This is a genomic window from Ectothiorhodospira shaposhnikovii, assembly GCF_047222355.1.
In the GTDB taxonomy this organism is placed as follows: domain Bacteria; phylum Pseudomonadota; class Gammaproteobacteria; order Ectothiorhodospirales; family Ectothiorhodospiraceae; genus Ectothiorhodospira.
The window spans coordinates 2,121,525-2,140,972 of sequence record NZ_CP178333.1 but is presented as its reverse complement, the minus strand read 5'-3'; the positions used below and the strand labels follow the sequence as shown (position 1 = coordinate 2,140,972).

The following is a 19,448-nucleotide window of genomic DNA, read 5'->3' as shown; positions in this document are numbered from 1 at the left end:
AGCGGTACTCCTTGTTGGAAATGGCCCCTGAAGTATATCACTCACTACTAATATTGCGAGGGCCACGCGTCGCATGCTCAAGTTTCTGACCCTGCTGATCCTGATTCTGTTTGCCTGGTGGCGCCTGAAACGCTGGCTTCAGCACCGGCGCCTGCAGGCCCAGGGACTACCGGTGCCGGAGCAGAAGGGGGTGCGTCCCATCACCATCCTGAGCCTGGTGCTCCTGGGGGTGTATGGCGGGTTCTTGTTGTGGCATCTCTTTGGGCAGGTTTGAAAAACCCGAGTTTTCGGGCTGGTTTCCCCGATCCTGATTGGGTAAAGTTACCGGCCGGGCCGGGGCGGCTGCCCCTTCCAACCTAAATTATGATCGAGGACATTTCCGTGCCGGACACCCTGGTGTTCACGGCGACGGTTTGTCGTGCACGTCCCTCAATTCGGGTGACCCAATGAACCTTGCGTTGATCGTCATATTGCCTTTCCTCGGCGCGCTGCTGCCTGCGCTGATGATCCGCGCCGGACGCAATGCCTGCGCCATCGCCACCGGCTCGGTCACCCTGCTGGCCTTCGGCCTGCTCATGTCCCATGCCCCGGCCGTGTTTCGCGGCGAGATCGTGCAGGTGGGCTGGCAATGGCTTCCCCAGCTGGGACTGAACGTCAATTTCTTTCTCGACGGCCTGGGTTTCCTGTTCGCCAGCCTGATCCTGGGCATCGGCCTTCTGATCATCATCTACGCCCGGTTCTATCTGTCCGAGAAAGACCCCATGGGCAACTTCTATACCTACCTGCTGCTGTTCCAGGGCGCCATGGTGGGTATCGTGCTGTCGGACAACATCCTGCTGCTGCTGATTTTCTGGGAACTGACCAGCCTGTCGTCCTTCCTGCTCATCGGCTACTGGAAGCATCTGCCGGAAGGGCGCCAGGGGGCGCGCATGGCCCTGGCCGTGACCGGGGGCGGTGGTCTGGCCATGATTGCCGGCATGCTCATCCTGGGCAACATCGTCGGCTCCTATGACCTGACGGTGATCCTGCAGAACGCCGAACTGATCCAGGCCTCCCCCCTGTATCTGCCGGCCCTGATCCTGATCCTGATCGGCTGCTTCACCAAGAGCGCCCAGTTCCCGTTCCATTTCTGGCTGCCCCATGCCATGGCCGCGCCCACGCCGGTGTCCGCCTACCTGCACTCGGCCACCATGGTCAAGGCGGGGATCTTCCTGCTGGCCCGGATGTGGCCGGTGCTGGCGGGCACCGATGCCTGGTTCTATCTGGTGACCACCACCGGGCTCTTCACCATGGTGCTGGCCGCGGGCATCGCCCTGTTCAAGGATGACCTCAAGGGCCTGTTGGCCTACTCCACCGTGAGCCACCTGGGACTCGTCACCATGCTCTTCGGCCTGGCCACGCCCATGGCGGCCGTGGCCGGGGTGTTCCATATCCTCAATCACGCCACCTTCAAGGCCGCCCTGTTCATGAACGCCGGCATCGTCGATCATGAGGCCGGTACCCGTGACATCAAACGCCTGGGCGGATTGATGACCCTGATGCCCATTACCGCCACCCTGGGCATGGTGGCCGCGGCCTCCATGGCCGGGGTGCCGTTGCTCAACGGGTTCCTCTCCAAGGAAATGATGCTGGAAGAGGCGGTGCATGCCACCTGGGCCGGGCAGGGCTGGATCATCCCCCTGGCCGCCACCCTGGGCGCCCTGTTCTCCGTGGCCTATTCCTTCCGCTATATCGCCCATGTCTTCCTGGGGCCGAAGCGGGACGATTATCCCCACACTCCCCACGATCCGCCGGCGGGATTCTGGCTGCCGCCGGCCTTCCTGGTGTCCCTGGTGATCCTCATCGGGCTGTTCCCGGAGGCCCTGGCCGGTCCGCTGGTGCGCGTCACGGCGACGGCGGTCACCGGCGCACCCCTGCCGGATTTTTACCTGTCCATCTGGCACGGCCTGACCCCGGCCCTGTTCATGTCCATGGCGGCACTGGCGGGTGGTCTGTTCCTGATCTGGCGCTACACCTTGGTGCGCGCCCGCTGGCAGGCCGGACCTCACCCCGACGCCAAGGGCATGTTCGATACCGGCATGGCCGCCCTGGTCCGTGCCGCCCAGTGGGCCATCCTGAGCCTGCATAACGGCTCTCTGCAGCGCTATCTGGCCTTCATGGTCGGCGGTTTCGTGGTGCTGGGGTTTGCCGCCTTCATGAACGCTTCCCACGGCGTCGGTAGCCGCGAACTGCTGCCGGCCACGCCGGTGGCCGTGATCGCCTGGATCCTGTTGCTGGGGGTCTGCGCCGTCGCCCTGCTGCTGCACCGCCAGCGTTTGCTGGCCCTGGTGGCGGTGAGCGTGGCCGGTCTGATCGTCTCGGTGGGCTTTTTGTACTTCTCCGCGCCGGACCTGGCCCTGACCCAGATCTCGGTGGAAGTGGTGACCACCATCCTGATCCTGCTGGCCCTGTACTTCCTGCCCAAGCAGACGCCCGCCGAGAGCGACGGGGCGCGCAAGGTGCGCGACGGCATCATCGCCGCCCTGGCGGGTCTGGGCGTGGGTGCCCTGTGCTGGGCGGTGATCACCCGCGACTTCACCAGTATTTCCACCTTCTTCCTGGACGAATCCGTGCCCGGCGGCGGTGGCACCAACGTGGTAAACGTGATCCTGGTGGACTTCCGCGGCTTTGACACCTTCGGCGAGATCATCGTGCTGGGCATCGCGGCCCTGGCCATCTACGCCCTGTTGGAAGGGGCGGTTCGGGGCCGTGCCGGTGCCCGGCTGGCGGCCTGGATGCCGGATCAGCCCCAGTCGGCGGATCGGCATCCCATGATGATGGTGGTGGCCACCCGGTTGATGCTGCCGCTGGCGCTGATGGTGGGCCTGTACATCATGCTGCGGGGGCACAACATGCCGGGCGGCGGCTTCATCGGCGGCCTGGTGGTTTCCATCGCCCTGATCATGCAGTACATGGCCAGCGGCTTCCAATGGACCGCCCGTCAGGTGCGAGTGGACTATGACGCCATGATCGGCGTCGGGGTGCTGGTGGCCGGGGCCACCGGCATCGTTGCCATGCTGTGGGATTACCCCTTCCTCACCTCGGCCCATACCCATGTCCACCTGCCCCTGATCGGGGAAGTGGAGGTGGCCAGTGCGTTGCCCTTCGACATCGGTGTCTTCCTCACCGTGGTCGGGGGCGTGATGCTGGCGCTGGCGAACCTGTCCCGCCTGGGCAGCCTGTCCAGTCACCGGCCCGATAATGAAGGCCCCATGGATGTGGACCCGTCTGCCCCGGTGTCCTCGGTGCGGTCCCGCTGATCAAGAGAGAACGAGCGTATGGAATTCATCGTTGCCAGTTCCGTGGGCGTGCTGACCGCCGCCGGGGTCTACCTGTTATTGCGGGCCAGGACCTATCCGGTGATCCTGGGTCTGACCTTGCTCACCTATGCCGTGAACTTCTTCCTGTTTGCCATGGGGCGGCTGTCGGTCAATCTGCCCCCGGTCATCAGTGACGAGGCCCTGGGCTATGCGGATCCCTTGCCCCAGGCCCTGGTGCTGACCGCCATCGTCATTTCCTTCGGCATGACGGCGGTGGTGGTGGCCATGGCCCTGCGGGCCTATCTGGAGAGCGACAGCGATCACGTGGACCTGAGCCGGTCCGAGGGTAGCGAGAAGGCGGATCACTCATGAATCACTGGATCATTCTTCCCATCCTGGTGCCGGCGGTGGTGGCACCCATGATCGTGCTGGCGGTGCGTCACGACATCGTCCTGGCGCGGGTCTTCTCCGTGGCCTCGGCGGTGATCATGCTGCTGCTGGGCGGCATCCTCATGGGCATGGCCGCCGACGGTCAGACCCAGATGTATGCCCTGGGCAACTGGCCCATGCCGTTCGGTATCGTCCTGGTGCTGGACCAGCTCTCGGCGCTGATGCTGGTGCTCACGGCGGTGCTCGGGCTGGTGGTGGTGCTCTATGCCATCGACGGCTGGGACCGACACGGGCGACACTTTCATGCCCTGTTCCAGTTGCAGCTGATGGGCATCAACGGTGCCTTTCTCACCGGCGACCTGTTCAACCTGTTCGTGTTCTTCGAGATTCTGCTGATTGCCTCCTACGGCCTGATGGTCCATGGCGGCGGCCCGGCCAGGATGCGGGCGGGAGTTCAATACGTGGTGGTCAACCTGGTGGGTTCGTCGGTCTTCCTGGTGGCCATCGGCCTGATCTACGGCGTCACCGGCACCCTCAACATGGCGGATCTGGCCCTGCGGGTGCCGGAAGTGGGCGCCTCCGAACAGGCCTTGCTGCAGACCGGCGCCCTGTTGCTGCTGCTGGTGTTCGGCGTCAAGGCCGCCCTGGTGCCGGTACAGTTCTGGCTGCCGGGCACCTACGCCCTGGCGCCGGCGCCGGTGGCCGCGCTGTTCGCCATCATGACCAAGGTGGGTGCCTATTCCATCATCCGCATGTATACCCTGGTCTTCGGTGACGGGGCGGGGGAGGCGGCGGGCATCGCCGCCGACTGGCTGTTGCCGGCGGCCCTGGTCACCCTGGTGGTGGGCATGGTGGGTGTGCTGGCCTCCCGCAGTCTGGGCCAGATGGTCAGCTTCGGCGTCATCGGCTCCATGGGCACCCTGCTCACGGCGGTGTCCCTGTTTACCCCCGAGGCCCTGTCGGCGGGCCTGTACTACCTGCTCCATTCCACCCTGGCGGCGGCGACCCTGTTCCTTATCGTCGGGTTGGTGGTGGACCGGCGTCCGGGGCTGGGGGATGATCTGGTGGTGGCGCCCACCTTCGCCCAGGCCGGACTGATTGCCGGCGGGTTCTTCCTTGCGGCCATCGCCATGGTGGGCATGCCGCCCCTGGCGGGTTTTCTGGGCAAGCTGCTGATCCTGGACGCGGCCCGGGACAGCGACGCCGTGATCTGGATCTGGTCCCTGATCCTGGTGACCTCCCTGCTGGCCATCATCGGTTTCGGCCGGGGCGGGAGCACCCTGTTCTGGAAGAGTGCCGCGGTGGAGGGGCGCCTGGAGACCGACGGGGCACCGGAATCGGGCGCGTTGTCATTCGTGGCCGTCGGCCTGCTGCTGGCGTCACTGGTATTCCTGACGGTCTTTGCCGGACCGGTGACGGGCTACCTGGACGCGACGGCGGCGCAGCTGTTCGAGACGCGCGCCTACATCGGCGCCGTGCTGGACTAGCGCACCAGCGCCGCCGGACCCATCACATCCTTACCGTATCATCTAGACAGGTATCCGCCCGATGGCAGACAAACGGCACAAACGGACATTCTGGGAGCGGTGGCTGCCCCACCCCCTGATGACCCTGACCCTGGTGCTCCTGTGGATGCTGCTGCTCAACAGCTTCACCCTGGGCGGCCTGGTCATGGGCCTCATCCTGGGCGTGGTCATCCCCATCATCACCAGCAGCTTCTGGCCGGAACGCCCTCCCATCCGGGCCTACGGCAAGGCCCTGTCCTTCATGCTCCTGGTGGCCTGGGACGTGGTCGTGGCCAATGTCATCGTGGCCCGCCTGATCCTGTTCCATCCCCCGGAAAGCCTCAAGACCCGCTGGGTGACCGTGCCCCTGGACCTGAAGTCCCCGGAGGCCATTACCGTCCTGGCCGGCACCATCTCCATGACCCCCGGCACCGTCAGCAGCGACCTGTCCGCCGATGGCCGCAGCCTGCTGGTGCACTGCCTGGACGCACCGGACGCGGAGGAGGCGGTGATGCAGATGAAGACCCGCTACGAAGCCCGGCTCAAGGAGATCTTCCCATGATCGGTTATGCACTGACCTTCGGCTTCTTTGCCGTCTGCCTGGCGCTGATGCTCAACCTCTGGCGCCTGGTGCAGGGGCCGACCCTGATGGACCGGGTACTGGCGGTGGACACCATGATGATCAATGCCATCGCCCTGATCATCCTCTACGGCATCCAGCAGCAGACCACCCTGTATTTCGAGGCGGCCCTGTTGCTGGCCATGTTCGGTTTCATTTCCACCGTCGCCTATTGCCGCTTCGTCCTGCGCGGCGACGTGATCGAGTGATCGGGAGGCATGACCATGGCATTCTGGCTTGAATTGGTGATCTCCCTGCTGATCGTGGTGGGGGGGTGTTTCGTCATCGTGGGTTCCGTGGGACTGGTGAAGCTGCCGGATCTCATGAGCCGTCTGCACGCCCCCACCAAGGCCACCACCCTGGGCGTGGGCGGCGCGTTGGTGGCCTCCATGCTGTATTTCTGGGGGATCGAGGGCAAGGTATCCATCCATGAGGTGCTGATCACGGCCTTTCTGTTCCTCACCGCCCCGGTGACCGCTCACTTCGTGGCCAAGGCCTATCTGCACCAGCACCCGGAGAAAAAACCGGAACTGCCCCCCACCGGCCGTCCCTACGGCTGGAGCACCTACGACGCGCCACCGGATTCGACAGCTGGGCAGGCCGGGGATGTGGAGGCCGAAAAGAAGGATTGAGTCGACACCATTCATGCCGTCGACCTCATGAAGTCCCCATGCCGTCACTCCCGCGAAGGCGGGAGTCCAGGGCTTTGACAATACCGGGTAAAGCCCCCGGATTTATCCGTGGGGATATAAGCCGCGTCTTGCGCGATAGCGCAAGACGGTATACGTTTTGAATTGTGGCGATATTCACCAAGACAATCAAACTTCCCTTTCTTCGGTTAAATCAGTCGAAGGCGGACATGTTTGCTCGTCTTGAAAAGATCAACACAGAAGTTGCCAACACGATCCTTGCCCTGCCCAAATCCGAGCGCCGCCAACTCACCAGCAAGGCATTTGCAGATATTGAAATCGGCTCGGCATGGATCAATCAGACCATTCGCAACGCCAACGCCCGCACCCAGGTGAAATGCTTTAAGCGCCTTCCCCTTGAAACCAACAACCAGAACTGGAGATTGCATCGTGTCGGTGACACCTTCAGCCTTGGTTTTGGATTGGTGCGTGGCATCAAAAAGCGAATCCCGATAGAAGTCCATGCCGCTTCCCATCGGGATTGGCTGGAAGCGTTGCTGGAGGGAGAGGCCAAAGCGGGCAGTCTCAAACTGGTTCAGTCCAAAAAGGGTATCTGGTATGCCTGCCTTTCGGTGTCGATGGAGGTTCCCGACGCCAAAGAGACAGACCGCTGGATCGGAGTGGATCGAGGGCAGAATGTCCCGGCTGTGGCCGCAACACCCGATGGCCCCGTTATCTTCTGGAAAGCCAAGCAGGTTCGTCATGTACGAAGAATCTACGCTCATCGTCGCCGGAAGCTGCAAAAAGCAGGTAAACACCAGGCCGTCAAAAAGCTGGAGTCCAAGGAACGGCGCATTGTCACCCACATCAACCACTGCATCAGCAAGGATCTGGTGGCCATGGCATCGCGCCTGGGAGCGGGCATCCGGCTGGAAGATTTGAGCGGTATCCGCCGCTCAACGAAACAGCGCAAGAAAACCAAATCGGACGCCGGTCAGAATCGGGACTATTGGCCGTTCTTTCAGTTTGAAACCTTCGTGGCCTACAAGGCGGTTCAGGCCGGTGTGGCCATCGACAAGATTCGTCCCCACTACACCAGCAAGACCTGCCATCACTGTGGTGCGATCAATGATCGTAAAAAACATGCCTACGTCTGCACCCGTTGCGGACACAAGGCGCACGCCGATGCCAACGCGGCCATGAATGTCCGCGACTGGCATGGGCTGTGCTGCCCACTGAATCTTTAGGATTTGGCGGGTGGGCTGCATGAGCCAGCCCTGAACCCGGTACGCGAAGTCACTGCGAAAGCGGTGACGTAGCAAGAACGGGAATCCCCCGGCTTTAGACGTGGGGAGGCTCAACATGTGTTTCACCCTTGTCGCGAATCGCCGTGGCGTAAGTGGCGGTCGGGGCGTCATCCAGCGAGGGATTGGTTTCGATATCGGCCACGGCGAACTGATCGCCGTGGCGGGTTGCCATGGCGTTGCGAAACCAGGTCGCGGAAGATACATCACTGCCCAGGGCCTTGGGATAGGTTTCCGGGCGCCCTTGGGCGATCACCTTGCCGTTTTGGTCGACCACCCACAGGTCCAGGTAGACCGTGTAGGAACGCAAAATGGTGGCAAGACGGCTGCAGGCCAGTGATTGCAGGTCCTGATCCTCTGGGTTTTCCGCCAGCGCCACCAGCGCGCTTTCAGTGGCCCACCAGCGCACATCACAGGAACGCTCGAACAGGTTGCGGTCGATGAGTTCCACCACGTTCCGGGAAAGATCGGTGAAGCGCTGGCCGCGTAACTCGCTGCTCATGCGGGTACCGGCCTCCTGGATCTGGGCGGCGTACTGATCCACATCCACGCGGAAATCCGCGGCGATCTGGTTGATGCGGGTGGATACGTGACTGATTTCTTGGGCAACCACCCCGAATCCCGCGCCGGATACCCCGGCCCGGGCGGCCTCGATGCGTGCATTCAGTGCCAGGATCTGGGTCTGGCGCATGATCTTTTCGATCAGGTCGACCTTGTTGCGAGTGGTTTCAGAGAGTTCGTAGGCGAGTTTGAGAATGTTGTCATCCTGCATGGGGGCTCTGATTCCCTCGATGTTGTCGTTTCATGGTCAGGGCCTGCTGCCTGTGGGCGCCGGCTCGTTGAGGGTGCAGGATGATACTGGATCGGACCCCGTTTTTGCCGTATCACGAACACCGACTATCGGTTGCCTCTATGGTCGGAGCACCTGCGACGGGGTGTCGATCGCTTTGAGTAGCCCCCCGTAGCCGATGCGTTCCTGCTCCAGCCGGATGCAGTCTCCCAGCCGATTCTCCCGCAGATCCTCGAACAGGGATTGCTCTGGCGGTGTCAGTCGGGTGAGGGTGCCGGTGAAACGCTGCCGCGGATGCTCCTGTCCCCACAGGTCGCGGTGGGCCTCAAGGGTCGCCCGATCCATGAGCAGGGAACGGGTCTGGGGCAGGCGGGCGCGAAGCCGGTCCAGGATGGCAAAGCCATGGGTGTCGATGTCGCCCCAGTAGTGGATCTCCACCTCTGTCAGCCATGGGATGTCCGCCAGTCTTTCCAGACCATAGCCCAGGCCGAAGATCACCAGGCTACCGGGGGTGTCGGGAAAGGCCAGGCCGTTGATCTCGTTCTCGGTGATGAATACCCGCGCCACGGCAGGCGCCAGGGCGGCAAACTGCGTCGGCGGAACCGACAGGTCCGACAGCCCGTGCAGGGACAGGGCCGGGTCCAGCATCCGGAAACGGATCAGGGGCGGCTTGGGCGTCAAACCGTAACGCAGCTCAAAGCCCCGTCCGCCGCTGTGCCGCGTGTCCACTGCATCGGCAGGCAGCACGGCATCCAGCAGTTCCGACAGCAGCTTGCGGCGACTTTCCACAAATTTGGTGTCCACCCCCGGCAGATCCATCTGCCGTAGATAGATACCAGGCCTGGGGTGCGCCTGGAACCAGGCCAGCACCGCCAGGATCCGGGGCCAGTCACCGGCCTGTTCCAGTGGTGTGAGGGGGTGTCGGATCAGCCAGTCCCGCAGTGCCGGGAAGCGCGCCAGGGTTTCCTCGGCCAGTGCATGGAAGCTGTGTGCTTCCCGGGTTTTCCCCAGCCACTGCAGGGCGTCGGCCTCGCTGGGCACCGCCACCCCGGCGGGCAGGTCATTGGCGCCGTGGACACGGTGATTTACCCGCTCCCAGCGGATCTCGTATCCGTGCCCCCGCTGCTCCCGGCTACCGGCACGAAGGGTTCGCGCCCAGTGCCCCACCGCGGCAAAGTCTTCCGCCAACTCCCGGGACCCGGGGCGGCGCAGGCGCAAGGGGAGGGGAAAAAGGGCTTCTCCCGTCAGGGTGGCGGCCAGTATCTGGCCGCTGTCCCAGCGTTTTTGTAGCTGGGCACGCAGTTCGGCGGGGGTGGTCCAGCTCATGCCTGCCGGGCCGCCTTCTCGGCCTGGTATTGCTCGATGGTGAGATTGCGCACCATGGATTCCCGGCCCTCCACGCTATGGACAAAGCCCACGCTGGACACGAAGGGTTCGATGATGTGGATCTTCTGCAACGGGGTGACGATCAGCAGTTGCAGGTGCAGGCGCCGGAACAGGTCCAGACCGTAGCGGGCCGAGTCGTCGGAGCCCCGACCGAAGGCCTCGTCGATGACCACGAAGCGGAACGAGCGGGAGCGGGTTTCGCCCCATTCCAGGCCGAACTGGTAGGCCAGGCTGGCGGCCAGTACCGTGTAGGCCAGTTTTTCCTTCTGGCCGCCGGACTTGCCGCCGGAGTCGGTGTAATGCTCGTGTTCCCGGTCGTCTTCCCGCCAGCGCTCCGAGGCGGAAAACACAAACCAGTTGCGCACGTCGGTGACCTTGCGGGTCCAGCGCCGGTCCAGGTCGGTGGTGCCTTCCCGGCCACGGAAACGCTCAATGATGGCCTTGACCTGCAGGAACTTGGCCTCGGAATACTGTTCATCCTGGGAGCCGGTCACCGCCCCTTCGGTGCAGGCCCGCAGGTTTTGCTGGAATTCCCGGATTTCCGGGTCCGCGGCGGTCTCCGCCAGCAGGGTGATGTAACGGTTGGGGTTGTAGTCGATTTCCCGCAGGGAGCGGTTGATGCTTTCGATGCGCTCGGTGATGGTCTGCCGCTGCCCGTGCAGTCGGCTCTGGAACGCCGCCACCTCGTTGATGGCATTTTCCTGCAGCAATTGCCGGAAACGGGCCTCGAAACGGGGCAGGTCATCGGACTTGAGGGCTTCGAGCATGGCCCGGTATTCCCCCACCGCCTCGATGCTCACGTCCACCTCCCGGCTGTCCAGGGGCCAGGCGTTCTGATAGCCGCGCATGGCGTCGATGATGCGGTCCCGCAGACCGGCGGCACTCCTGTCGGCGTTGTCGATGTGCCGGGTCAGCCATTCCCGCATCTCCCGCTCCCGGTTGTCGCAGGATTCCACGCTCAGGGTATGCTCGCCCAGGGCCTCGTCCCGCATCGTCTCCAGACGGGGGAAGTAGGCGCCCCGGGCCTCCCGGGGGGTGGCATCGAGCAGGGTGGCACACTCGTCCCGCTGAGCCTGGGCCTGCTCCTGCCTGAGTTGTGCCTGGCTGCACTCCCGCTGGGCCTCGCCCAGGGCCTTGTCGGTGTCCTCCATGACCTGTTCCAGTTCACGCAACTGGGTCTCCAGGGCGCGCAGCATGTCCGACTCCCGGGCGAGCTGTGCATACTCCGCCTCCAGGGCCGCCATCTCCGTGGACAGGGGGCGCCAGTCAATGTCGTGGAAGTCCCGGAAATGGGACAGCTCGACGATCAGGTCCCGCCGGGCCTCGCAGGTCTTGCGGGCCTGTTTCCAGCCGCCGATCCGGTCACCCAGAGCCTGCATTTGCCGGGCCAGGGTCTGGGCCTGTGCCTCCAGGGCGGCGATCTTGGCCTCGTTGCTCCAGCCCAGGATGAAGCGGGTGCGGTCGTCCAGACGGTGACGATCATCCTTTTCATGACGCTCGCCCCCGGCCTTGATCTGCCCGGCCCGGGTGATGGCCCTTTGCTCGCGGCGAAACTGATCCATGCCGACGCAGCAGGCATAGTCGAAGCGCCGGGCCAGTTCCTGTTCCAGCCAGCCGTAGAAGACCGAGTCGGGGCGGATGGAGAGCTTGCGCACCAGGGAATCCGGATGCAGATCCTGGGGTTGGCTCCGGCGCGTCTCCCGCACCCGGAAGTACACCAGGCGCCCCCGCAGATGGGTGCGATCCACCCACTCGGCCACCCGGGCATAGTGGGTGTCGGGCACCAGCAGGGAGAGGCCGAAGTTGTGCAGGACCCGTTCGATGGCCCCTTCCCAGTCGGTTTCCTGTTCATGCACCTGCAACAGCTCGCCCACGAAGGGCAGATCATCCACCGGCAGATCCAGGGACTGACAGAGGGCGTCGCGGATGCCCAGCATGGCGGCGGGGATGTTGGAGCGACGTTGGCGCAGGGACGTCAGCTCGCTTTCCAGTTCCTGGTGGTGTGTCCGCTGCTGGTGCAACGCCACTCCCGCCTCGGTGATCCTGTTCTGCAGGTCATCCCGCTCTCGCTGAGCGTCTTCCAGGGCCTGGGTCAGGGCCTGGAGATTGTCCTGGAAGACCGCCAGGTCGGCGGCATCGGGCAGTGCCAGTTGCTGGGCCAGATCCCGGTACCGCTCCGCCCGGTGCCGCCGCTGGTCGCGGATCTCGCGCTTTTGTTCCAGCTCGACCTTGATGCGCGCCAGCCGATCGCCCCCATTCTCGGCCATGGCCTGCTTGAGTGCATCGCGCCGTGCCCGCTGTTCCCGCTGCTGGCGATGGAACTGCTCGATGCGATGCTCCAGACGGGCCAGATCCTTGTGCAGATGGTCCAGTCTCCGGTCCAGCAGTCCGGCCTTGAGCGAGGCAAACCAGGGCCTGAGTGCCTCCCGGCAGGCGCGCAGGGCTTCGGCCTCCCGGCAGCGTTCGGCATAGGTGTCGGCGCGGGCCACCAGCGGTTCCAGATGGGCGACCTGGGCCTTGGCCTTGAGTACCGCTTCATGGGCCCGGTTGAGGTCGTCGAAATGGGTGATCAGGGCCTGAATGCGATCCTCCACCGGGAAGGCTTCGAGCATGTGACTGCGCACGAATTCGGTAAGGTTGCCCACGGATTTCATCGATACGGTCTGGTTGAACAGTTCCAGGGCCTGGTCGTTCTCGATGCCGAAGCGTCGCCGGAAGGCACCGCTGTAGGGCGGGAAGCTGTCGAACAGTTCCACCCCGGGGGTATCCCTCAGGCGCTTGCGCAGCCGGGTAAGGTCGCTGCCGAAGTCGGCAAAGTGGTCCGCAATGCGCAAGGCGCCGTCGGCCACCACGAAGAACCGGGCCGGTTGCCCCTGTTGATCCTTGATCCAGAACACCTGGGCCAGGGTGACATGCTGATCGAAGCCTTCGTTGTAAAAGTGCCCCAGGATCACGGAATAACTATTGTGATCCCGCAGGCCCACGGCACGGCTGCTCAGCCCCGTGTCGCTGCGCTCGGACTTGTAATAGCCCAGCACATAGGAACGCAGGCTGCGTTCCTTGGCCTCGGCGCCGGCCGCCTTGTTGTAGGTGATGCGCTGGGCCGGCACCAGCAGGGTGGTGATGGCGTCCACCAGGGTGGACTTGCCCGAGCCGATATCCCCGGTGAGCAGGGCATTGTCACCCTCCGGGAGCAGGGACCAGACCCGGTTGTGGAAGGTGCCCCAGTTGTAGACTTCAAGATGCTGCAGGCGAAAACCGGTGCGTTCGTCGGATGCGGCAAACTCCAGTTCAAGCGCCATCGTCGGCCTCCCCGGCATGGTTGCGGTACTCGGTCAGGCGCTGGTCGAACTCCGCCAGCCACTGGGCGTCGATGAAGGTCTTGATGATGCGGCGCACCTCGTACTGGTCCTCCTGGCCACGCAGTCGGCGCAGGAATCCCAGTTCCACCACCTTGTTGATGTCGGTCTGGATGCGGTCCACCAGCCGGGCCTCGTTGGCGGTGGGGGGCAGGAAGACCCGCAGCATCTCCACCATCTGTTCCCGGGACAGGATCAGGCGCGGGTCACCACCGCCGGCATCGTGCTCCACCAGTTTTTTGCGCAGCAGGGCCAGCAGCAGGCTCACCGGATAACTGAGCTGGCGGCGCTGCACCAGCCTGGGCAGTTCTGTGTCGTCGTCCTGGGTCGGGCGCTGCCGGAGACAGGCATGGCCTTCGGCGTCGTCCAGCATCAGTTCCAGGCCCAGCACGGCCACATGGTCGCGCACCCGGGCCTGGTGGTCCTGCAGTGCCTGCCAGTGGCGCGGCTGCTGATCCTTGTAGAGTACGCCCCTGAAGAGCGTGATGAGCATGGCGGAAAAGGTCGAGTCGGTTTCGATATCGGTCATCAGTGTGCGCGGGTGAAGAGGATCTGCGGCAGGGTGGCGCGACGCAGGATACCCCGGGCATCCCGCCAGTGCACGGTCTGGGGATGGGCTTCATCGATCACGCTGCGGTGATCCTCGGCGGCCAGGCTCAGGTAGGCCACCAGTTCCGCCAGACCGTGTTCCAGGGGATGTTCGTCCAGCAGGGTCGCCAGGGTGATCTGATCCCGGGTCTGCAGGGCCTGGCGGATACGACCTTGCAGCAGGGTCCGGTCCACCCAGGTCTGCTCGAACAGGGCGTCGGGGGTGGCAAGGCTTTCTCCGGCTTCCAGCTGCTGCTGACGGATATGGGGCCGGATCGGCGGACTGAACAGGGGTCGCTCCATGGGCAGTTCGATGCAGGGAGAGGGTTCGTCCAGGGACAGTGTCAGCTCGGGCGGGTGCTCCCGCAGGGCCAGGGCGTGTTGTTCCAGTTCCCGGATCAGCGTCATGATGCGGCGGTTTTCCAGCCAGGCCTGATCATCCAGATAACGGCGCAGCTGCTCCGACAGACGGGCCACCATGCGCTGGGTGTATTCCCCGGCGGCGAGCCAGTCGTAATGGATGCGCCGCAGCCTGGGGTCCGGCTCCAGTTCGGCCACTTCCACCAGCGCCAGTACCCGCTCCAGTTGTTCCGACAGCGCCTCCTGGCGTGCCGGTGACATGAGCAGATCCCAGAAGGCGCGAAAGCTGCGCCCCTGGTCGGAATTGGTGATGCGATCCTGTTCGCCGAACACCTCGTCCAGCACTTCTCCCTTGCCACCTTCCCAGGTGGCCACCTTTTCCCGCACCTGTCGATCCAGGGCGCGGAAGTTTTCCTCCACTTGACGAAAGTCCGCCAGCAGGCCCCGGGCCGTGCCCGCCATCTGCAGGAATCGCTCCCGCAACTGGGTCGGGTCCATCAGATTGATGTGACCGGCACGGATCTGCTGGATCTCCCGGTCGATGACGTCCCTGCGCGCCTCCAGATCCCGGATACGGGCCTCGGGGTCGCTCTCCGCGCCCTGGAGGATCTGTTGCAGCAGGTCGAAAACCAGGGTCAGACGGGATTCCGCCCCGATGAAGTGAGGCTGCTCCAGACTTTTCAGCCATTGGATGGCCTGTTCCGTGGCCGGCGTCAGGTCGTAGTGGGGCTCGTCGCCGTGTTCCGGGTAATAGCGCCGCAACCAGCCCCGTTCATCGGCGGACCAGTCGGACAGGTAGGCGCGGGCGGCCCGGGGATAGGCATCCTCGCCCAGTTGGCCGCGCAGGTGAAACAGGAAATCTTCCAGCCGGTTTTCCAGGTCGGTGGCCGCCAGCACCCGGACATTGGGGGCGACGAAGCTGCCGTGGAGGAAGCTGATGATCATGGGGGCGTTGTCCGCCACCAGCAGCCGCCAGGCCGGATGCATTCGACGCAGGTTTTGCAGGTCGTCGTGGTTCATGTGCTACTGGATGGTGTCGCCGGGGAGGCGGAAAGTGAAGGGTTGAGCACCGACTTCCCGCAGGAAAAGTCGCCGACGCGGTGGACCGCGGTCAGCGGCTGGGGCGCGCTGAGCGGGGTAGTCATTCGTTGGTCCAAGGGGCCTTCAGCGCCATCAGCCGCTCAAGCCCCGGGTTGGGCGCGAGCGGCGCATCGAGCAGGTCAATGAAGTGCTGGAATTGATCGGCGTCGAGGTTGAAGTAGACCTGATCAAGCAGCACGGCCTGGGCCCTGTCACAGGCGGCCTCAAGCATGAAGTCCGAACGGTTTTTACCCAAGAGATGGGCAGCGCGGTCAATCAGATCGCGCTGCTCCGGCAATGCCCTCAGGTTAATGGCGGCGTTTCGCATGATTCGGCCCTGCATAGACGATAGATACGCAAAGACCCTGGATCTGTGTGTGGCTGTTGTCAATACGTGTCTGCCTTGTTACACATAGCCGCCACCCGGGCCATCCGCCAGCTGTTCGTATCCTGTTCCGGGGTACCCAGTCCTTTTCTGGCGGATTTCACCCCTTCCTGATGAACTGCCGTGTCACCTCGGCGCCTGCCCGCCGCGCCTGTCGCCAGACCCGTTTCCAGTCACCGCCCAGGGCGGCGCGGGCGATGCGCAGGGCCCTGGCCCGGTGGGAACGATCCAGTTGGCCGAGTAATACGGCCCAGATGCGGTCCACCTGCCAGGCGGTCTCCAGGCTGTCCAGCCGTGCCGGCACGATCAGCGCCGGAGGGATGTCCAGATCCCGGGCCACGGCTTCCATCGCTCCCCGCATGGCCGCGGCCTTGGGTCGGTCCGGGTGTTCCAGGTCATAGGGCGGTGCCCATTCCCGTGCCGGCGAGAGCCGGTCCACATGGCTCAGGACCACCATCACCGGGGGCAGGATGCGGCCCGGCATCCGCTCCAGGGTCCGACGCAGGGTGGTCAGCGCCTCCAGATCCAGGGCACGATCCGCCCGGTGTGCCGGCACCACCCAGAGAATGCAGTCGCTCTCCGCCAGGGTGTCAATCAGGGCACCGAGTTGCGTCCGGTTTTCCAGTCCGGGGGTGTCGATGAGCACCAGTTCTTCCGCCCCGTCCCGTTGCAGCACGTAGCTGCCCGGCGTCCGGGTCAGGGGCAGGGCGTCCACGCCGGAAGCCCGGGTGCCCAGCAGGGCATTGACCAGGCTGGACTTGCCGGCATTGGTCTGCCCGGCCACGGCCACCCGTACCGGTCCCGGGGAGGGCGCCGGCGGTACCCCCGGTCCCCGGGCCCGGGCTTCTGCACGGGCGTCCTCGGTCCGGTCATCCACCCGCAGGCGCCCCGAGTACAGCTCAATGGCGGCCCGTCCCACTTCTTCCACCCAGATCCGAGCCCCGCGCCGACGCAGATAGTCGCCGGCCTCGCCCAGCATGGCCGAGATCATCTTTTCCCGGGCCGCGGCCAGGGCCGCGGTGGCCGGGTTGACCCAGCGCACGGTGCGATAGACCCGGCTCAGGTGGCCGAGCCAGCGGGCGCCGGTAAGGGCCGCGGGTTGCAGCTCCCACAGGCGCATCACCTGGCTGGCCCGGATCATGTGCGCGCCGGGAACATGATCCAGCATCACCCGCCGCAGCCGGGCGCTGACCCGTTCCGTCAGCAGCAGGGCCTCGGGCACGGTGAAGCCCCAGACCGCATGTTTCTCGTCGGGGTGGTAGTGGCGGGCCACCTGTTCGATGGTTTGCCGCGCCGTGTCCAGCATCCGCTGCTGATCAGAGAGAATGCGCGGCTCCACTTCGGCGGCCAGGCGCTGGACCGCTTCCCAGGCAGCCAGGTCCCGTCCGGACCAGTCCTCATCCGGTGCCGACACCGGGGTATCGTCGTGGGTGGCGGTATCCCGACCTTGCAGGCCACGCCGCTGCAGCCACCAGCCGGCGCCGTAGATCATCCCCCCCAGCACGGCGGCAATCCCCAGCCAGTGCAGCAGCCAACCCTGTTGCCAGAGCCACAGGGCGCCGAAGGGGATCAGGGCCAGCAGGGGCACCACCGCCAGACCAAGGGCGGATACCAGGGCGCCCCAGCGCTCCCAGGGGCCGTCTTCCCGTTTCATGGCCTGGACTCCGCGTGCGTGCTCGCATTCCCTTTATGGGGTTGTCTGAAGATCACATAGGCCTCCTTGAGGGCGCCGCGAAAGGTCTCGGCCACCCCTTGCGGGGTGTCGATCCCCTGTCGACGCTGTTCCAGGTAATGGCAGGCGGCCCGACCCAGGGCATAGGTGACCGCGCCGCTGGCCACGCCGGCCGCCGCCGCGCCGGCCACCTGTCCGTACACCGGGATCAGTTTGCCCAGCTGTCGGGCGGCAAACCCGGCGCCGATGCCCAGGGCCGTGCCCATGCCCAGGGATGCCAGAAAGGCCTTGAGGGTCCGGCGGTCCCAGGGCAGGGCGTAGATGCGGGCGATGCTGTGCAGCATCTTGCCCTGCAGGGTGGGGACCGTGACCACGCCCATCACGGGCACCAGGTCGCAGACCCCGGCGGCGGTGGCATAGCCCAGGATATGGGGGTGGATCCGGGCCCGGCGGGCATCCCGGCCATGGCGGGCCAGATCCCCGAGCAGCCCGGTGCGGCCCTGGATGCAGGCCGCGTCCAGGGCCTCCAGCAGCATCGGCAGCCCGTAATCCTGGTCGGAAAACCCATCCTCCGGCAGGGTCAGGTCCACCGGCACGGCCTGAAACAGGCCGTCGCCGGGCAGTCCGGCAAAGGCCTCGGCCTGGGCCCTGAGGGCACGATCCAGGTCCGTCAGCGCCGGGTCGTGGCGCCAGTCTCCCCAGGACGGGTGATCCCGGCCGTCCGGATAGGCGTCATGGAGCCGGGTCTGAACCAGGATCACGGCCCAGTCCGGGTGTCTGCGGCGGATTTGTCCCAGGGCGGTCAGCAGAGCGTTCTGTTGCGGGTCCATGGCGCGGACCACGGCAATGACGCCGTGGGCATGGCCTTCCACCACCGCCAGGTCCGCCGCCGGATCGTAATCCGCTTCCTCCAGGCCCCGGGTATCCAGGAAACGCACCACCGGTACATCGGGTGGGAACTCGTAGATCCGGGCACTGGGAGTGCAGGGCTGGAAGGCATTGCCGATCTCGGCGGCCGGATCGCCGGTGATGGCGCGCACGATGGAGGTCTTGCCGGACTGCACCTTGCCCAGCAGCCACAGCACCGGGGCCTGTGCCCGGGCGCCGGCGGCGATCTCCTGTTCCAGGTCCGGTGCCGGATCGGGCCTGAGTACCGCGTCCATCAGTCGGCGCCAGGGCGTCATGGGGGGTCTCCCGGCCCGTGGTCTGCGTGCCGGTCCAGAAAACCCTGCAGGATCTGGCCGAAGGGGCCGGGGGCCTGGACATGGAGCCAGTGCCCCGTGTCCTTCAGGGTCATTAATCGGGCGCGGGTAAAGCGGGCCTCGATCAGGGGGCGATCTGCATTGCGGATGTAGTCGGAGCGTTCACCGCGAATGAACAGGGCAGGGCCTTCGTAGGGGGCGCCGGTCTCCGGGTAGCCCACCAGGGTGGGGAGGGCCTGCCGCAGGATGTCCAGGGGAATCCGCCAGCGAAATCCCTCCGGTCCCCGTTCCAGGTTCATGAGCAGGAACCGGCGCACCGGGGCTTCGGGGATGGCCCGTGCCAGGGCGATATCCGCATCCTCCCGGCGTGACAGGTCGGCCACGGGCAGGTGCTGCAGGCTGTCGAGGATGTGGGTGTGTTCGCGGTCATCCAGGGCGTAATCGACGGGGGCGATGTCCGCCACCACCAGGGCCCGGACCCGCTCGGGGTGGTGCTGGGCCAGGGTCATGGCCACCTTGCCGCCCATGCTGTGCCCCGTCACCAGGGCCTGGTCCAACCCTTCCCGGTCCAGCAATGCCAAAAGGTCCGCCGCCATGGCCGGGTAGTCCATCTGCAGGGCGTGGGGCGACTGTCCGTGATTGCGCAGGTCCGGCAGCAGCACCCGGTAACGGGCCGCCAGGGTCCGGGCGTGACCCTGCCAGTTGACACCGGCCCCGTAGAGGCCATGAAGCAATAGCAGAGGCGGCCCGCTGCCCAGGATTTTATGGTGGAGTCGCAGTGACATTTTCTGGTCGGTCCTGTCTGATATCCGAACACATGAAGATTTGAAGCCATCCCGGGAGCGGTTAGACTGAACCCTGTTCTCCCGGCACGAAGGAG

General features: G+C 65.0%; 17 protein-coding genes. 8 read left to right on the top strand and 9 right to left on the bottom strand.

Annotation, left to right across the window (positions count from 1 at the left end; all coding sequences use genetic code 11):
- Positions 1-73 precede the first annotated feature (73 nt).
- The 8 genes from ACLF6L_RS09745 to ACLF6L_RS09710 all read left to right on the top strand — a co-directional run bounded on the left by ACLF6L_RS09745 (position 74) and on the right by ACLF6L_RS09710 (position 7,689).
- Complete coding sequence (locus ACLF6L_RS09745; RefSeq protein ID WP_008932157.1) at positions 74-274, top strand: hypothetical protein; 201 nt, start codon at positions 74-76, stop codon at positions 272-274.
- 172 nt (positions 275-446) lie between these two features.
- Positions 447-3,299: a monovalent cation/H+ antiporter subunit A gene (locus tag ACLF6L_RS09740; protein ID WP_412851575.1), complete on the top strand. Its 2,853-nt coding sequence runs from the start codon at positions 447-449 to the stop codon at positions 3,297-3,299.
- A gap of 18 nt (positions 3,300-3,317) precedes the next feature.
- On the top strand, positions 3,318-3,671 hold the full coding sequence (locus ACLF6L_RS09735) for a Na+/H+ antiporter subunit C (RefSeq protein WP_008932159.1): 354 nt from the start codon (positions 3,318-3,320) through the stop codon (positions 3,669-3,671).
- A complete protein-coding gene (locus ACLF6L_RS09730) occupies positions 3,668-5,176 on the top strand; it encodes a monovalent cation/H+ antiporter subunit D (protein WP_008932160.1) in 1,509 nt (502 codons plus the stop codon). Before ACLF6L_RS09735 ends, ACLF6L_RS09730 begins: the two co-directional genes overlap by 4 nt.
- Before the next feature lie 61 nt (positions 5,177-5,237).
- Positions 5,238-5,756: a Na+/H+ antiporter subunit E gene (locus ACLF6L_RS09725; RefSeq protein ID WP_008932161.1), complete on the top strand. Its 519-nt coding sequence runs from the start codon at positions 5,238-5,240 to the stop codon at positions 5,754-5,756.
- On the top strand, positions 5,753-6,022 hold the full coding sequence (locus ACLF6L_RS09720; protein ID WP_008932162.1) for a K+/H+ antiporter subunit F: 270 nt from the start codon (positions 5,753-5,755) through the stop codon (positions 6,020-6,022). The genes ACLF6L_RS09725 and ACLF6L_RS09720 overlap by 4 nt, the downstream gene beginning before the upstream one ends.
- Positions 6,023-6,037: 15 nt before the next feature.
- Positions 6,038-6,445 (top strand): Na+/H+ antiporter subunit G, encoded by a 408-nt coding sequence (locus ACLF6L_RS09715; RefSeq protein WP_238617971.1) that lies wholly within the window; start codon positions 6,038-6,040, stop codon positions 6,443-6,445.
- 227 nt (positions 6,446-6,672) lie between these two features.
- Positions 6,673-7,689: an RNA-guided endonuclease InsQ/TnpB family protein gene (locus ACLF6L_RS09710; protein WP_412851574.1), complete on the top strand. Its 1,017-nt coding sequence runs from the start codon at positions 6,673-6,675 to the stop codon at positions 7,687-7,689.
- Between the two features lie 94 nt (positions 7,690-7,783).
- On the opposite strand, the gene ACLF6L_RS09705 is transcribed toward ACLF6L_RS09710, so the two are convergent.
- From ACLF6L_RS09705 to ACLF6L_RS09665, 9 genes are all read right to left on the bottom strand, one after another.
- A complete protein-coding gene (locus ACLF6L_RS09705) occupies positions 7,784-8,518 on the bottom strand; it encodes a methyl-accepting chemotaxis protein (RefSeq protein WP_412851573.1) in 735 nt (244 codons plus the stop codon).
- 138 nt (positions 8,519-8,656) lie between these two features.
- Positions 8,657-9,862 (bottom strand): DUF3322 domain-containing protein, encoded by a 1,206-nt coding sequence (locus ACLF6L_RS09700; protein ID WP_412851572.1) that lies wholly within the window; start codon positions 9,860-9,862, stop codon positions 8,657-8,659.
- Positions 9,859-13,224 (bottom strand): ATP-binding protein, encoded by a 3,366-nt coding sequence (locus tag ACLF6L_RS09695; RefSeq protein ID WP_412851571.1) that lies wholly within the window; start codon positions 13,222-13,224, stop codon positions 9,859-9,861. Before ACLF6L_RS09695 ends, ACLF6L_RS09700 begins: the two co-directional genes overlap by 4 nt.
- Positions 13,214-13,810 (bottom strand): DUF4194 domain-containing protein, encoded by a 597-nt coding sequence (locus ACLF6L_RS09690; protein ID WP_412851570.1) that lies wholly within the window; start codon positions 13,808-13,810, stop codon positions 13,214-13,216. Before ACLF6L_RS09690 ends, ACLF6L_RS09695 begins: the two co-directional genes overlap by 11 nt.
- Positions 13,810-15,249: a DUF3375 domain-containing protein gene (locus ACLF6L_RS09685; protein ID WP_412851569.1), complete on the bottom strand. Its 1,440-nt coding sequence runs from the start codon at positions 15,247-15,249 to the stop codon at positions 13,810-13,812. Before ACLF6L_RS09685 ends, ACLF6L_RS09690 begins: the two co-directional genes overlap by 1 nt.
- A 121-nt stretch (positions 15,250-15,370) precedes the next feature.
- Positions 15,371-15,637, bottom strand: a complete 267-nt coding sequence (locus tag ACLF6L_RS09680) for a DUF1778 domain-containing protein (protein ID WP_412851568.1) — start codon at positions 15,635-15,637, stop codon at positions 15,371-15,373.
- Positions 15,638-15,794: 157 nt separating this feature from the next.
- Complete coding sequence (locus tag ACLF6L_RS09675) at positions 15,795-17,348, bottom strand: GTPase family protein (RefSeq protein WP_412851567.1); 1,554 nt, start codon at positions 17,346-17,348, stop codon at positions 15,795-15,797.
- The gene (locus ACLF6L_RS09670) at positions 17,345-18,550 is read right to left on the bottom strand and encodes a YcjF family protein (RefSeq protein ID WP_412851566.1); all 1,206 of its coding nucleotides are present in this window, start codon (positions 18,548-18,550) and stop codon (positions 17,345-17,347) included. Before ACLF6L_RS09670 ends, ACLF6L_RS09675 begins: the two co-directional genes overlap by 4 nt.
- Positions 18,547-19,353, bottom strand: a complete 807-nt coding sequence (locus tag ACLF6L_RS09665; RefSeq protein WP_412851565.1) for an alpha/beta fold hydrolase — start codon at positions 19,351-19,353, stop codon at positions 18,547-18,549. The genes ACLF6L_RS09670 and ACLF6L_RS09665 overlap by 4 nt, the downstream gene beginning before the upstream one ends.
- Positions 19,354-19,448: the final 95 nt, after the last annotated feature.